This window comes from Bradyrhizobium sp. USDA 4473, from assembly GCF_054063335.1.
The window spans coordinates 2,590,760-2,604,614 of record NZ_JBSSGE010000001.1 but is presented as its reverse complement, the minus strand read 5'-3'; the positions used below and the strand labels follow the sequence as shown (position 1 = coordinate 2,604,614).

13 protein-coding genes are annotated in these 13,855 nt (G+C 65.5%); 7 read left to right on the top strand and 6 right to left on the bottom strand.

Going from position 1 to position 13,855, the window contains the following annotated elements:
- Positions 1 to 17: 17 nt before the first annotated feature.
- Positions 18 to 335, bottom strand: coding sequence for a DUF2849 domain-containing protein (locus ACVW17_RS12160; protein WP_456752107.1), 318 nt, complete (start codon positions 333 to 335; stop codon positions 18 to 20).
- Positions 332 to 1,783, bottom strand: a complete 1,452-nt coding sequence (gene cysG, locus ACVW17_RS12155) for a siroheme synthase CysG (RefSeq protein WP_456797159.1) — start codon at positions 1,781 to 1,783, stop codon at positions 332 to 334. The genes ACVW17_RS12160 and cysG overlap by 4 nt, the downstream gene beginning before the upstream one ends.
- Positions 1,784 to 2,030: 247 nt before the next feature.
- Between cysG and cysD the strand changes: the two genes are divergently transcribed.
- The gene (cysD, locus tag ACVW17_RS12150; RefSeq protein ID WP_456752105.1) at positions 2,031 to 2,825 is read left to right on the top strand and encodes a sulfate adenylyltransferase subunit CysD; all 795 of its coding nucleotides are present in this window, start codon (positions 2,031 to 2,033) and stop codon (positions 2,823 to 2,825) included.
- A 48-nt stretch (positions 2,826 to 2,873) separates the two neighbouring features.
- Positions 2,874 to 4,793 carry an adenylyl-sulfate kinase gene (gene cysC, locus ACVW17_RS12145; RefSeq protein WP_456797158.1) on the top strand — a complete coding sequence of 640 codons (1,920 nt, stop codon included), beginning with the start codon at positions 2,874 to 2,876 and terminating at the stop codon, positions 4,791 to 4,793.
- Between the two features lie 109 nt (positions 4,794 to 4,902).
- On the opposite strand, the gene ACVW17_RS12140 is transcribed toward cysC, so the two are convergent.
- Complete coding sequence (locus tag ACVW17_RS12140; protein ID WP_456797157.1) at positions 4,903 to 5,904, bottom strand: AraC family transcriptional regulator; 1,002 nt, start codon at positions 5,902 to 5,904, stop codon at positions 4,903 to 4,905.
- Positions 5,905 to 5,984: 80 nt separating this feature from the next.
- Between ACVW17_RS12140 and ACVW17_RS12135 the strand changes: the two genes are divergently transcribed.
- Both ACVW17_RS12135 and ACVW17_RS12130 read left to right on the top strand, forming a co-directional pair.
- The gene (locus ACVW17_RS12135) at positions 5,985 to 7,220 is read left to right on the top strand and encodes an MFS transporter (protein ID WP_456797156.1); all 1,236 of its coding nucleotides are present in this window, start codon (positions 5,985 to 5,987) and stop codon (positions 7,218 to 7,220) included.
- A gap of 148 nt (positions 7,221 to 7,368) precedes the next feature.
- On the top strand, positions 7,369 to 9,531 hold the full coding sequence (locus tag ACVW17_RS12130) for a malate synthase G (RefSeq protein WP_456797155.1): 2,163 nt from the start codon (positions 7,369 to 7,371) through the stop codon (positions 9,529 to 9,531).
- A gap of 157 nt (positions 9,532 to 9,688) precedes the next feature.
- On the opposite strand, the gene ACVW17_RS12125 is transcribed toward ACVW17_RS12130, so the two are convergent.
- From ACVW17_RS12125 to ACVW17_RS12115, 3 genes are all read right to left on the bottom strand, one after another.
- Positions 9,689 to 9,844 (bottom strand): Thivi_2564 family membrane protein, encoded by a 156-nt coding sequence (locus tag ACVW17_RS12125; RefSeq protein ID WP_021076357.1) that lies wholly within the window; start codon positions 9,842 to 9,844, stop codon positions 9,689 to 9,691.
- Positions 9,845 to 9,957: 113 nt separating this feature from the next.
- Positions 9,958 to 10,590, bottom strand: a complete 633-nt coding sequence (locus ACVW17_RS12120) for a DUF2865 domain-containing protein (protein WP_456797154.1) — start codon at positions 10,588 to 10,590, stop codon at positions 9,958 to 9,960.
- 27 nt (positions 10,591 to 10,617) lie between these two features.
- Positions 10,618 to 11,448 carry a L,D-transpeptidase gene (locus ACVW17_RS12115; RefSeq protein WP_456797153.1) on the bottom strand — a complete coding sequence of 277 codons (831 nt, stop codon included), beginning with the start codon at positions 11,446 to 11,448 and terminating at the stop codon, positions 10,618 to 10,620.
- 211 nt (positions 11,449 to 11,659) lie between these two features.
- Between ACVW17_RS12115 and ACVW17_RS12110 the strand changes: the two genes are divergently transcribed.
- The 3 genes from ACVW17_RS12110 to ACVW17_RS12100 all read left to right on the top strand — a co-directional run bounded on the left by ACVW17_RS12110 (position 11,660) and on the right by ACVW17_RS12100 (position 13,827).
- Positions 11,660 to 12,772: an AI-2E family transporter gene (locus ACVW17_RS12110; protein WP_456752098.1), complete on the top strand. Its 1,113-nt coding sequence runs from the start codon at positions 11,660 to 11,662 to the stop codon at positions 12,770 to 12,772.
- A 75-nt stretch (positions 12,773 to 12,847) separates the two neighbouring features.
- A complete protein-coding gene (locus tag ACVW17_RS12105; RefSeq protein ID WP_456752097.1) occupies positions 12,848 to 13,219 on the top strand; it encodes a DUF883 family protein in 372 nt (123 codons plus the stop codon).
- Positions 13,220 to 13,380: 161 nt separating this feature from the next.
- On the top strand, positions 13,381 to 13,827 hold the full coding sequence (locus ACVW17_RS12100; protein WP_456752096.1) for a hypothetical protein: 447 nt from the start codon (positions 13,381 to 13,383) through the stop codon (positions 13,825 to 13,827).
- Positions 13,828 to 13,855 lie beyond the last annotated feature (28 nt).

The following is a 13,855-nucleotide window of genomic DNA, read 5'->3' as shown; positions in this document are numbered from 1 at the left end:
CCTTACGCGGGCGCGTCTTACGCGGGGACCTGGAGATCGATGGTGACGCCCTTGGCGCGGATCTGTTCGCGGAGGTTGCCGGGCTTGACCTTGCCGCCGTCCTTGAGCTCGACCGGCGCGATATAGGGGCCGACCGCGCCGACGTCGTCGGCGGTGGCCTCGGCGAGCAGCGCGCGGGCATCGTCGGAGGTGCTGACGATCGCGGAGTCCGAGAGTTCGGTGGACCAGCCTTGCTTGGCGGTTCGGTACACGACGGCGCCGTCCCAGGTGCGGTTGGCGGTCACCACCGAGGGGCCCGTGATCCTGATTTTCTTCTGTTCGAGCGGAGAGGTCATTCGGCAGCTTTCAGCAGTTCGGAGAACATCTGGTTGGAGAACAGTTGGGTGACGTTGGATCGGCTCCACGGCGCGGAGTGCGCGACCACGTCGCCGATGATGAGCACGGCGGGACCGCCATCAACTTGTTTGACGAGCTCGGGCAATCGCGCCAGCGTGCCGACCGCGGCCTTGGCGTCCGCCCGGGTCACGCGCGCGAACACGCCGACCGGCGTCTCCGGCGAGCGGCCCGCGGCCAGCATGCCTTCGCGGATCGCGGGCGCCGCGGTCATGCCCATGTAAACGACGACAGTCATCTTCTTGTCGGTCAGCACCGACCAGTCGACGACTTCGGCATCGCGCGCCTTGTGCGCGGTCAGGAAGGTGATGCGCAGCGCCTCGTGCCGAAAGGTCAGCGGCACCTCGAACTGCGCGGCCGCGCCGAGACCGGCGGAGACACCGGGAATAATGGCGTAGGCGACGCCGGCCTCACGCAGCGCCTCGATCTCCTCGCCGCCGCGGCCGAAGATAAAGGGATCGCCGCCCTTCAGCCGCACCGCGCGCTGGCCGGACTGCGCGGCCTCGATCATCAGGCGGTTGATGGCATCCTGGCCGATGCCGGGCTTGCCGACGCGGCGGCCGACGGGGACCCGAGCTGCATCGCGGCGGATGCGGTCGAGAATTTCAGGCGACACCAGTTCGTCATAGAACACCACGTCGGCGTCCTGCAGCGCGCGCAACGCCTTCACCGTGAGCAGGTCCGGATCGCCGGGGCCGGCACCGACCAGTGTCACATGACCGACGGCCTTGCCTGCCGTATCGGCGCCGGCGAAAGCGGCGGGATCGGTGATGGCGTTCAGCGCCTGCTCGGCCTCGTCGTTGCGGCCGGCCAGCACCAGCGCGCCGATCGGGCCGTCGATAATGCGCTCCCAGAAACGGCGACGCAGCGGAAACTCCTCGATGCGCGCGTGCATCGCCTTACGGAAGCGGCCGATGAAGCCGGCGAGATCGCCGATCCGCGCCGGCAGCACCGCCTCGATCTTCTCGCGGATGCGGCGCGCCACCACCGGCGACGTGCCGCCGGTGCCGACCGCGACCACGACATCGCCGCGATCGACGATCGCCGGCATGATGAAGGTGGAATGCACGAGGTCGTCCATCACATTCACCGGCAGACCAATCGCCTTGGCGCGCACCGACATCGCAATACCGATGTCACCGGCGCCGGCGCAGAGCACGGCGATGATATCGGACAGATCGGCTGCGAGCGGATCGCCCTCGGCGCACTCGATGCGCGCGGCGTCCTCGGCCGAGATGCCGGCAAGCTCGTGATCGCCGTCGGTCGCGTACCAACGCACAGCGGCGCCGGCTGCCGCGAGCAGCCGCAACTTGGCGCGCACCAGTTCACCCGCTCCAACGAGCAGCACCTTGCCGCTTTGCAGATCCAGAAACACCGGCAGATATCGCATCAGACACTCGCTTCCCCAATTTGGGGGTTGACTGAAATTATTTTCTATTTATCTCTCGATCAAGCCCAGCAAAGAGAAAATTATTTCTTCTCTATTGCAGCGCAACTTTAGAATTTTCAACTCCACAGGCCAAGGCCAAGAGATGCATCTTCTCGACAACGAATCCGCCGCTGCCGGAACGCGTTCCGCAGCTCTTGGTCAAGCATCTTCCGTGCCGGGAATTTCGGCCGACCAGGCGCCCCCGACCATGGATCATCTCGATGAGCTCGAGGCCCAGAGCATCTACATCCTGCGCGAGGCGTTCGCCCGGCTGAAAAAGCTCGCGCTGCTGTGGTCGCTCGGCAAGGATTCCAACGTGATGATCTGGCTGGCGCGCAAGGCGTTCTTCGGCCGCGTCCCGTTCCCCGCGCTGCATGTCGACACCGGCAAGAAGTTTCCGGAGATGTATGCGTTCCGCGACCGCTTCGGAAAGGAATGGGACCTCGATTTGCGCGTCGAGCCCTGCCCGCCGATCGACAGTGTCGACCCGACCCTGCCGCCGGCCGCGCGTTCCGCCGCACGCAAGACCGAGGGCCTGAAGCTCGCACTCAATAAGTATGGCTTCGACGGACTGATCGCCGGCATCCGCCGCGACGAAGAGGCAACGCGCGCCAAGGAGCGCGTGTTCTCGCCGCGCGGCACCGAAGGCGGATGGGACGTCCGCGACCAGCCGCCGGAATTCTGGGACCAGTTCAACGCCTCGCCGCCACAGGGCGCGCATCTGCGTATCCATCCGATCCTGCATTGGACCGAGGCCGACATCTGGGCCTACACCAAGCGCGAAGGCATTCCGATCATCCCGCTCTATCTCGCCAAGGACGGCAAGCGTTACCGCTCGCTGGGGGATCAGGACATCACCAACCCGGTCGCCTCCACCGCCTCCAACATCGACGAGATCCTCGCCGAACTCGACGCCACCAGGATCCCGGAGCGCGCCGGCCGTGCGCTCGACCACGAGACCGAGGATGCGTTCGAGCGGCTGCGTGTCGCCGGCTATCTCTGATCAACACTCACCGCAACTGTTGGCTTCCCACTTCGTGCGAGCGTTCCGATGAACATGATCCTTCCTACCGCCTCGATCTCGGCAACGCCCAACGGCACGACGCGGCCGCAAGTGCGCATCGTCATCGTCGGCCATGTCGATCACGGCAAGTCGACGCTGGTCGGGCGCCTGCTGCATGAGACCGGCAGCCTGCCGGACGGCAAGCTGGAAATGCTGAAGGCGGTCAGCGCGCGGCGCGGCATGCCGTTCGAATGGTCGTTCCTGCTCGACGCGTTGCAGACCGAGCGCGACCAGGGCATCACCATCGACACCACCCAGATCCGCTTCCGCACCCGCTCGCGCGACGTCGTGCTGATCGACGCGCCCGGCCATGCCGAGTTCCTGCGCAACATGATCACCGGCGCCTCGCAGGCCGACGGCGCGGTGCTGATCATCGACGCACTGGAAGGCGTGCGCGACCAGACCCGCCGCCACGGCTATCTCTTGCATCTGCTCGGCGTGAAGCAGGTCGCGATCGTGGTCAACAAGATGGACCGCGTCGATTTCTCTGCCGACCGCTTCAAGGAGATCAGCGACGAGATTTCGGCGCATCTGATCGGCCTCGGCGTGACGCCGACCGCGGTGATCCCGATCTCGGCGCGCGACGGCGACGGCGTCGCCGAGCGCACGGCGCGGATCGACTGGTATAAGGGCGCGACCGTGGTCGAGGCGCTCGACGCGCTGGAGCCGGCGCGCCCGCTGGTGGAGCTGCCGCTGCGGCTGCCGGTGCAGGCGATCTACAAGTTCGACGACCGCCGCATCGTGGCCGGCCGCATCGAGTCCGGCAGCCTCAAGGCCGGTGACGAGATCGTCATCATGCCCGCCGGCAAGATCGCCAGGATCAAGACCGTCGAGAGCTGGCCGGTGACGCCGCTGCACGGCCCGCACGGCGCCGGGCGCTCGGTCGGCATCACGCTCGACCGCGAATTGTTCCTCGAACGCGGCGACATCATCGGACATGCCGGGCAGAGTCCGCGCGACACCCGCCGCATCCGCGCCCGGATCTTCTGGCTGCACGACAAGCCACTGACCAAGGGCGAGCAGATCCTGATCCGGCTCGGCACCAAGGAAAGCCGCGCCACCGTGATCGCGATCGAGAAGGCGGTCGACCCCGGCGCGCTGTCCAACGAAGAGAACACCGCGATCGCGCGCAACCATGTCGGCGAGATCGACATCTCACTGGCACAGCCGGTCGCGACCGATCCCTACACCGACAATCCCCGCACCGGCCGCCTGGTGATCGAGGTCAATGGCCGGATCGCCGGCGGCGGCCTCGTATTGTCGGTCGACGCCGGCCGGCCCGCGGTGCCGGTCGATATCGTGCCGGTGGAATCTGCGCTGCGGCCGGACGAGCGCTCGGCGCGCTACCACCACAACGGCGCGGTGGTCTGGCTGACCGGCCTGCCGGGTTCCGGCAAGTCGACCCTGGCGCGCGCGCTGGAACGCCGCCTGTTCGGCAATGGCGGCTCGCCGATCCTGCTCGATGGCGACACCGTCCGCGCCGGGCTGAACAGCGATCTCGGCTTCTCGCCGCAGGATCGCGCCGAAAATATCCGCCGCCTCGCCGAGGTCGCGACCCATCTGGCACGCAACGGCCATATCGCGATCGTCGCCGCGGTGTCGCCGTCGGCTGCCGACCGCGCGGTTGCGCGCCGCATCGCCGACAGCGCGTTCCGCGAAATCTATGTCGCGACACCTGCCGAGGTCTGCGAGACCCGCGATCCCAAGGGTCATTACGCCAAGGCCCGCTCCGGCGGATTGCCGTCCTTTACCGGCATCACCAATGATTATCAGCCGCCGACCGGCAACGAACTGACCATCGACACCTCGAACCGCTCGGTCAGTGACGCCACCGACGAGATCGAGCGGATGCTGGCCACCACCGGCATCCTGTTCGATGAGCTGACCGACCTCGCGGCGAATATCTGACTCGCTATTGCAGCGACGGCAATTCCTGAGCCGATGAGCCGCAGGGTACTGGATGCCCCGCTTGAAGCGGGGCATGACGGCGGTGTCAAAAAACCGATCCGGTTGATGCCTATTCCGCCGCGCGTTGGCTTCCAACCGCGTGCCGCAGCATCCCCGGCGATCGCCCGGTGACACGCTTGAACGCGCGGCTGAAGGCTGCCTGCGACGCATAGCCGAGCCGTTGTGCGATCAGATCGATCGGCTGCCGCTCATGCTCGATCCACTGCGTCGCAAGGCGCATGCGCAGTTCGGCAAGGTAGCGCAGCGGCGATTGCCCGGTCATCGATTGGAAGCGCTCGGCGAACAGCGAGCGTGAGCAGCCTGCCTCCGCCGCCAGTTCGGCCACCGTCCAGTTGCGGCCGGGCGCCCGGTGCAGCGCGCCAAGGGCGCGGCCGAGACGCGGATCACGCAGCGCCTCGAACCAGCCGACGGCGTTGTCGCCGCCGCATTCGACCCAGCCTCGCACGATCGACGCGGCGAGCACATCGGCCAGCCGCGCGGTGACACCGACGGAGCCGGCCCGCGGCGTGCAGGTTTCCCGCTCCATCGCCTTCAGCATCGGCTCGATTTCCGGCTGGCGCACAAGCAACGTGTCGGCCCGCATCACCTCCGGCATCAGCGCGATGAGCGGGCGCATGCCGCCAAGGTCGAAATTCATGCAGGCGCTGAAGATCAGGACCGACTCGTCTTGAGGACATCCTTCAGGGCAGACTGATGTCACATCGACGTTGCCGCAGAGCGTCTCGGTCCTGAAACGCTCGACGTCGCAACTCGGCTCGTCCGCGGCCGAGACGAGATCATGCGCGCCGCCGCGCGGCAGGAAAATCGCGTCACCGCATCCAAGGGGCAGCAGCGTCGCATCGGCGTAACGCAGCAGCGCCGTGCCATGCGCGACGAAATGGAATTGTGCGCGTCCGTATGGCGTTTCAAAGCGCAGACCGAAAGGCGCCCTGGTCTGGATCCGGCGGTAGTAAACGCCCTCAAGCCGCATGCCGAGCAGCAATTCGCTGACCAGATCGATGGCGGCCCTAGTCGTATCGGCGACACGTGATTTGGACGATCGATCAAACATTGGAGCGTTTATGGCATAGATTGTCCAAAACCTCCAGACTATGTCTGCGGCAACGCAGCATAAAATGGAAGTTTTGGTCGATGGATCAAGAACTGGACCCGGCTCTGGCGCACACCGATGTGGTTGCGCCGGTGCCGCGCGACGTCGCGCTTGAGACGCTCCCCTCGGAAGCGCCCGCCTGGGGCGCGGTCGCCGCCATGATGCTGGGCGTCACCGCGCTTCTGACGGCGGAGTTCCTGCCGTCCGGATTGCTGACGCCGATGGCCAGGGATCTCGGCGTGAGCCCAGGGCTGGCTGGTCAGGCGGTGACGACGACCTCGCTCGCCGGCCTGGTCGGCGCGTTGTTCACGCCGACACTGACACGCAACTTCAATCGAAAGCCGGTGCTGCTCAGTTTCGCTGTTCTTCTGGCCGTCTCCAATTTGCTGGTGGCACTGGCGCCGAACATCACCTTCCTGCTCACGGCGCGGATCGTGCTCGGTCTTGCCCTCGGCGGCTTTTGGGCGATGGCGGCCGCGACGACGATCCGACTGGTGCCAACCCCGCTGGTGCCACGCGCCTTGTCGATCGTGATGAGCGGCGTTCCCGCCGCGATGATCATCGCCGTGCCGCTTGGCAGCTATCTCGGCGAGGTGATGAGCTGGCGTGCCGTGTTCCTGCTGGCGACGGCATTTGCCGGACTGGTGTTCGTCGTGCAGGCAGTGGTCCTGCCGCGTCTGGCGCCAAGGGGAGAAGCCGGGCTCGGCACCTTGATCGAGATTCTGTCGCGGCCGGGGATCGGCGCCGGCATCCTGGCGGCCACCTTGGTCTTCACCGGACATTTCGCTTATTTCGGCTACATCCGTCCCTTCCTCGAAAACGTGACCGGGCTCAGCGCCGCCGGCGTCGCCGCGACGTTGCTCGCCTTCGGCGTCGCCAACTACCTCGGCTCCTTCGTGAGCGGCCTGCTGGCTGAGCGCAAACTCAAGCTCACGCTGATCGCGATGCCGCTCGCCATCAGCCTGGTCGGTCTGTTGCTCGCAGCCTACGGCAAGGACGTGGTGCCGGCTCTGGTGCTGGTCGCGCTCTGGGGCTTCGCCTTCAGCGGCGTGCCGGTCGCGACGACGACCTGGATCACCCGGATGGTGCCCGACGAGACCGAAAGCGGGACCGGAATGACCGTGGCCTCGATATTCCTCGGCATCACCACCGGTGCGGCGGGCGGCGGGCTGGTCCTTGACCTGATGGGCGCGCCAGCGGTGTTCATGGCGGGCGCAATTCCCCTGTTGCTCGCCGTGTTGCTGATCGCCGCCAAGGTGCGGACCAGGCTGCTCTGACCTCCGCGCCTGAAGGTACTGGCAGGGGCCTTCTCAGAGCCGTGGCTTTAAGGCTAAAAGGGCCGTGAACGCGGCCCTTTGGCGCGTTTTTTGCTGATTTCTTTCGAAAACAGCGCCTAAACGCCCCATTTCTTTGAGAAAGCCCATCATGACTCGTGTCGATGCCCATGGATTGAAGATCGCCCCTGTCCTCTTCGATTTCATCGCCAAGGAGGCGACGCCGAAAACCGGGATCGCGCCCGACGCGTTCTGGGCAGGACTGGCCGCCATCCTCCAGAAGCTCGGCCCGAAGAACCGCGAGCTGCTCGCGGTCCGCGACACGCTGCAGGCCAAGATCGACGAGTGGCATCGCGCCAACAAGGGCAAGGCGTTCGACATCAACGCCTACACCGCGTTCCTCAAGGAGATCGGCTATCTGCTGCCGGAGCCCGCGACCCACAAGATCGAGACTGCCAATGTCGACGAGGAAATCGGCAAGATCTGCGGCCCGCAGCTGGTGGTGCCGCTGACCAACGCCCGCTACGCGCTGAACGCCGCCAACGCGCGCTGGGGTTCGCTGTACGACGCCTTCTACGGCACCGACGCGATCCCGCATGATCCGAGCGACAGCGGCAAGGGTTACAACAAGGCGCGCGGCGACAAGGTGATCGCGAAGGCCAAGTCGTTCCTCGACGCGGCCGTGCCGCTTGCGACCGGAAGCCACACCGACGTGACCTCCTACGCCGTGATCGCAGGCCAGCTCTCGGTCAAGCTGAAGAGCGGCAACTCGACCGCACTGAAGGACGGCGCCCAGTTCGCCGGCTATCTGGGCGATGCCGCCCAGCCGACCGCGATCCTGCTCGTCAACAATGGCATGCATGTCGAGGTCAAGATCGACCGCAACAACGTCATCGGCAAGGACGACCCGGCCGGCGTTGCCGACATGATCCTGGAATCGGCGGTCTCCACCATCCTCGACATGGAAGACTCGGTCGCCGCGGTCGACGCCGAAGACAAGGTGCTGGTCTATCGCAACACGCTCGGCCTGATGAACGGCACGCTGTCGGCCGATTTCGACAAGGGCGGCAAGACGCTGACGCGTTCGCTCAATGCCGACCGCGTTTACAAGAAGCCCGACGGCAGCGAGCTGAAGCTGCACGGCCGCAGCCTGCTGTTGATGCGCAATGTCGGCCACCACATGTTCACCGACGCCGTGCTCGACGCCAAGGGCGAGGAGATTCCGGAAGGCATCCTGGACGCCGCCGTGGCCGGCCTGCTCGCGATCCACGACCTCAAGGGCAATTCCAAGGTCAAGAACAGCCGCACCGGCTCGGCCTATATCGTCAAGCCGAAGATGCACGGCCCCGACGAGGTGACGCTGACCTGCGACCTGTTCGCAGAGGTCGAGAAGATGCTCTCTCTGCCGGAAAACACGCTGAAGGTCGGCATCATGGACGAGGAGCGCCGCACCACGGTCAACCTCAAGGCCTGCATCCAGCGCGCTTCCAAGCGCATCATGTTCATCAACACCGGCTTCCTCGACCGCACCGGCGACGAGATCCACACCTCGATGGAAGCGGGTCCGATGATCCGCAAGAACGACATGAAGGCGCAGCCGTGGATCAAGGCGTATGAGGACTGGAACGTCGACAACGGCCTGATCGATGGCCTGCCCGGCCACGCCCAGATCGGCAAGGGCATGTGGGCTGCGCCCGACAAGATGGCCGACATGCTGGCACAGAAGATCGGCCATCCGCAGGCCGGCGCCACCACCGCCTGGGTGCCGTCGCCGACCGCGGCCACGCTGCACGCGCTGCACTATCACCAGGTCAACGTGATCGCGCGGCAGCAGGAGCTCGCCAAGGGCGGGCCGCGCGCAAAACTCTCCGACATCCTCACCATTCCGGTGTCGCAGTCGAACTGGGCGCCCGACGACGTCAAGCAGGAGATCGACAACAACTGCCAGGGCATCCTCGGCTATGTCGTGCGCTGGATCGACCAGGGCGTCGGCTGCTCCAAGGTGCCCGACATCCACGATGTCGGCCTGATGGAAGACCGCGCCACGCTGCGCATCTCGAGCCAGCATCTGGCCAACTGGCTGCATCAGGGCGTCATCACCAAAGATCAGGTGATGGAATCGCTGAAGCGCATGGCCGTCGTGGTCGACAAGCAGAACGCCGGCGATGCCCTCTACAAGCCGATGGCGCCGTCATTCGATGGCGTCGCCTTCAAGGCGGCCTGCGACCTGATCTTCGAAGGCCGCACCCAGCCGAACGGCTACACCGAATACATCCTCACCGCGCGCCGCCGCGAGGCCAAGGCCGCGGGTTGATCGCGACGACAAGCAAAAGCCCCGGCGACGAGCCGGGGCTTTTTTGTTGGCGATGCACCGCCATCTCCACGTCATTGCGAGCGAAGCGAAGCAATCCATGCTTCAGCATAACGGATAGATGGATCGCTTCGTCGCTTCGCTCCTCGCGATGACGAAGCTAGAACACCGCGAGGTATTTCAACAGCGAGACGATGCCGATGATGATGACGACGACGCGCGCGATCTGCTTGGCGCGACCGTCGAGCGGCAGCATGTTGATGAGATAAAGAACGAGAATAATAACAAGGAAAGTGACGAGTACGCCGACGAGCATGCGGGGCCCCCTGATGGCATCGGTGAATGTGCTGTTCGCGTGTTGCTAACGTTCAGGAGGAAGGTCGGTTCCGCGCCAGGAACCGAAAGTGACCCCGCTTCGTGCAAGCGGCGCTATTCGCGCGCCACCACTGCTGGCTGGCCATATTTGGCGCGGATACGCTCCGGCGCCGGCGTGAAGTTGAGAGATGCGCCACGCCGGTCCGGACGGCTGACCGACATCAAGCCATCCTTGCCGGCGACGATGTCGCCCTTGCGCAAGGTTGGGTCGTCCTCGATCTTCACGGCGGCGAGTCCGACTGGATCCTTGCCGTTGCAGGTGCAGCCCGCGACGATCGCGTCGCGATAGCGGTATGCGTTCGGCAGCTCGGAATACGGCTTGCCGTCTTCGGTCGTGGCATTGTCGATATTGCCGCCGTAAACCACTTCGGTGGCGTTGGCCGGGCAGAAGCTGTTGCAGCTTTCCGCTTTGCTCTGGCTGCCGGTCGCGGCCAGCGGGAAATAGCGGCCGTCGCAGGTCCGCACGCAATAGGCTTGGCCGCCGTCATAGCGCGCGCGACGCTCGGCCCGCGGCACCATCGGTGCAGGGCCGTCGTCGAACGGCATGCGGATCATCGGCGGGCGGCCTTGCATCAGGCCGCCGAACAGGTGCGAGAAGAAATCCTGGGCCTGCGCCGCGGGCGCAAGGGACAGGCCGAGCAATGCCGCCGTCCCGAACGCCCACCGCCTCGCATCTCGCTTTGCCATCACCGACCCTCTGTACGACGCCGATCGTCAGTACAACGAGGAGGCGATCGGAATGTTCATCGCCTGACGGCCGGACGGCAGCGTCATGACAGCGGGCCGCGGCTGCCCCGGCGCCGCGCGGACCGAGATCTGCGTCGTGGCCGGGCCGAGCTCGCGCGCCGCGAGGTGCGGCGCGTTCTTCGGCAGCACCACGACCTTGGTGCCGACATCGACCCGGCTGAACAGGTCGGAAACGTCCTCATTGGTCAGGCGGATACAGCCCGACGAGACGAACTTGCCGATCGTCGTGGGATCGTTGGTGCCGTGGATGCGATACTCGCTCGAACCGAGATACATCGCGCGCGCGCCGAGCGGGTTGCCCGGGCCGCCGGCCATGAAGCGCGGCAGATAGGGCTGGCGCTTGATCATCTCGGCCGGCGGATGCCAGTCCGGCCACTCGGCCTTGCGGCTGATCGTCTGGGTGCCGGCCCAGGTGAAGCCCTCGCGGCCGACGCCGACGCCGTAGCGGATCGCCCGGCCGCCGCCGAGCACGTAATAGAGCGCGGTGTTGCCGGTATCGATGATGACGGTGCCGGGCGCCTCCGACGTGTTGAGCGCCACGATGGTGCGGCGCAGCCGCTCCGGCAGTGCGCCGTCCTCGGTGGCTTCAGTCGAGGGATTGGTCATCGCCTCGTCGGACGGGAAAGCGCCCGGCTGCGTCGAGGCATAGCCGAGCGCAGACGAGCTGACTTGGGCATTCGCCGTGGTGGTGACAACGAACGGCGTCACGAACAGGACGCCGGCGAAAGCAAGAGTGCGAGCATGGGTGCGCGCAACGCGCGACGCAAGCCGGCGGCTGGAGAGAGACGGATGTGTCATGTGCTGCCCCTGGACGGGATCCGCATCGTGGTGATGCGATGCCAGGCCAACGCGCATGGCCGCCAGAGAGTTCCGCCGCGAATCGTCGCGAAGTCGCGATTGTCAACCCACCACGTCTCACGAACCCGCGATGGAACCTTCGCCGGGACAACGTCGTTGTCACGGGCAATTTGATAGGAAATTCATTCGTCCTCGTGCGGGAGGGAATCGGGTGCGCGCCTTTCCGGGTGAAAGTCTGCTTGGCCATGCGCCCGAAGGCACGCCCCTCCCCGACAGCAAAGCCGAGTTGCCACCGGTCGTTAGCCGCGCCGAGGTCGTCGCCTTTGCGCTGGTCGCACTGCTGGTCATTGTCATTGTCGGCGTGCTCTATCTGGCGCGCGCCTTCTTCCTCCCGATCACCATGGCTTTCATCGTCGGCACCATGCTGTCGCCGGCGGCGAGCCTGCTCGAGCGTTACCGGATTCCGCGCGCGCTCGGTGCGGTGCTGCTTGTGATCGCGGTCGGCACCGCGGTCGCCTTCATGGTCGGACTGATCGCCTCTCCCGTGATGGAATGGAGTTCGCGGCTGCCCGAGCTCGGCGCAATCCTGAGGCAGAAGCTGCACGTGTTCGACCGGCCGCTTGCGCTGTGGCAGGAATTGCAGAGCATGGTCGGCGGCTCCGATACGCTCGCCAGCTTCCAGCTGCCTAAATTCGAATGGGTGCAGCCGACGCTGGAATTCCTGTCGCCGACGTTCGCCGAATTCCTGCTGTTCATCGCCACCCTGATCCTGTTCATCGCGGGCTGGAAGGATCTGCGCCGCGCACTGGTGATGACTTTCAGCGAACGCGAGGCACGGCTGCGCGCGCTGCGGATCCTCAACGAGGTCGAGGTCCATCTCGGCAATTACCTGCTGACGGTGACCATGATCAATATCGGGGTCGGCATCGTCACCGGCGCGATCTGCGCGGTGACCGGCATGCCCAATCCGGCGGGGCTCGGCGCACTCGCGGCGACGCTGAACTTCATTCCGATCATCGGCCCGGTCGCGATGTTCCTCGTGCTGGTGGTGGTCGGCATTATCTCCTCGCCGACGATCGGCGCGGGACTGATCGCCCCAGCCTGTTTTACCGTCGTGACCTTCATGGAAGGACATTTCGTGACGCCGACGATCGTCGGCCGCAGGCTCTCGCTGAACGCGCTCGCGGTCTTCCTCGCGCTTGCATTCTGGACCTGGCTGTGGGGGCCGATGGGCGCCTTCCTGTCGTCGCCGCTCTTGATCGTCGCGTTGATCGTCAAAGAGCATTTGATGCCGGTCAATTCGCCGCAGCTGCCTGAAGGGTAACCACGGTTTCGCGCCTGGAACTTTGTGAGATGCGAGGCGTTTTTCCCGCAACACGCGAATGATACGGGAGCTCCGATGTCGAGCACGGACAGCGTATTTGGGATCAAGAACATGACCGAAAAAGCGACCTATGAACGCCTGGAAAAGGATGTCACCGCCGTGAAGAACGACATAGCAGCCCTGACCGAGCAGATCACCGACGCGCTCAACTCGTTTGCCAACAACGCCGGCAAGCAGGCCCGCCGCCGCTACAAGGAAGCGCGCGCCAATGCGGAAGATGCGCTCGACGACGTGTCGGAGCGCGGCAGCGCGATGATGGGCGCGGCGCAGGACGCGGCGTCCTCGATCGAGGAGACGCTGGAAGATGTGATCACGCAGCGGCCGCTGGCGACCGTCGGCCTCGCGGTCGGCCTCGGCTTCTTGATCGGCCTCACCTGGCGGCGCTAGAGCATGATCCGGAAAAGTGGAAACCGGTTTTCCCTCGCGACAGACGCCAAAGGCGTTTGCGCGGAGATCATGCTCAAAACAAAGCGATGAGATCATGATGCGATTCCGTGGAAACGCATCATGATCTAGCTAGAGCGCAAGGTTGAAGGCGAGGCTGGTCGATGTTTCAGCGGCTGATCGATGACGTCAAGGAGTCCACCGGCAGCGCGCTGCGGCTGACGTCGCTTGCCGCGGCGGCTGCGATCGCGCTGTTCATCACCCTCGCCTTCCTGTGCGCGGCCGGCTTCGTCTACGTGTTGCAGCACTACGGACCGATGGAAGCGTGCCTGTCCGGCGCAGCGCTATTCCTGGTCGTCACGTTGATCGCCGTCGCCGTGTACATGTCGCGCAAGCGCGAGATGCAGCGCCGCGCGGAGAAAGCCGCCAAGGCGACGAAATCGGCCGCGGCGACCATGTTCGCCGATCCAGCCTTGATCGCCACCGGCTTGCAGATCGCACGCGCCGTCGGCGTGAAGCGGCTGGTTCCGATCCTCGCGGTCGCCGGCCTCGCGCTCGGCCTGATGGCCAGCCGCGGCGCTGCCAGCAGCAGCGAGCCGGAGGAGGAGTAAAGCCCTCCACCGTCATTCCCGGGGCTCG

What these genes read in the sequence shown, in the direction of transcription:
- ACVW17_RS12160 (WP_456752107.1), bottom strand. Translation starts at nt 335, where the DNA reads ATGACCTCTCCGCTCGAACAGAAGAAAATCAGGATCACGGGCCCCTCG.
- cysD (WP_456752105.1), top strand. Translation starts at nt 2,031, where the DNA reads ATGGATCATCTCGATGAGCTCGAGGCCCAGAGCATCTACATCCTGCGC.
- ACVW17_RS12120 (WP_456797154.1), bottom strand. Translation starts at nt 10,590, where the DNA reads ATGGCAAAGCGAGATGCGAGGCGGTGGGCGTTCGGGACGGCGGCATTG.
- ACVW17_RS12135 (WP_456797156.1), top strand. Translation starts at nt 5,985, where the DNA reads ATGGATCAAGAACTGGACCCGGCTCTGGCGCACACCGATGTGGTTGCG.
- ACVW17_RS12100 (WP_456752096.1), top strand. Translation starts at nt 13,381, where the DNA reads ATGTTTCAGCGGCTGATCGATGACGTCAAGGAGTCCACCGGCAGCGCG.
- ACVW17_RS12130 (WP_456797155.1), top strand. Translation starts at nt 7,369, where the DNA reads ATGACTCGTGTCGATGCCCATGGATTGAAGATCGCCCCTGTCCTCTTC.
- cysC (WP_456797158.1), top strand. Translation starts at nt 2,874, where the DNA reads ATGAACATGATCCTTCCTACCGCCTCGATCTCGGCAACGCCCAACGGC.
- ACVW17_RS12105 (WP_456752097.1), top strand. Translation starts at nt 12,848, where the DNA reads ATGTCGAGCACGGACAGCGTATTTGGGATCAAGAACATGACCGAAAAA.
- ACVW17_RS12115 (WP_456797153.1), bottom strand. Translation starts at nt 11,448, where the DNA reads ATGACACATCCGTCTCTCTCCAGCCGCCGGCTTGCGTCGCGCGTTGCG.
- ACVW17_RS12125 (WP_021076357.1), bottom strand. Translation starts at nt 9,844, where the DNA reads ATGCTCGTCGGCGTACTCGTCACTTTCCTTGTTATTATTCTCGTTCTT.
- cysG (WP_456797159.1), bottom strand. Translation starts at nt 1,783, where the DNA reads ATGCGATATCTGCCGGTGTTTCTGGATCTGCAAAGCGGCAAGGTGCTG.
- ACVW17_RS12140 (WP_456797157.1), bottom strand. Translation starts at nt 5,904, where the DNA reads ATGTTTGATCGATCGTCCAAATCACGTGTCGCCGATACGACTAGGGCC.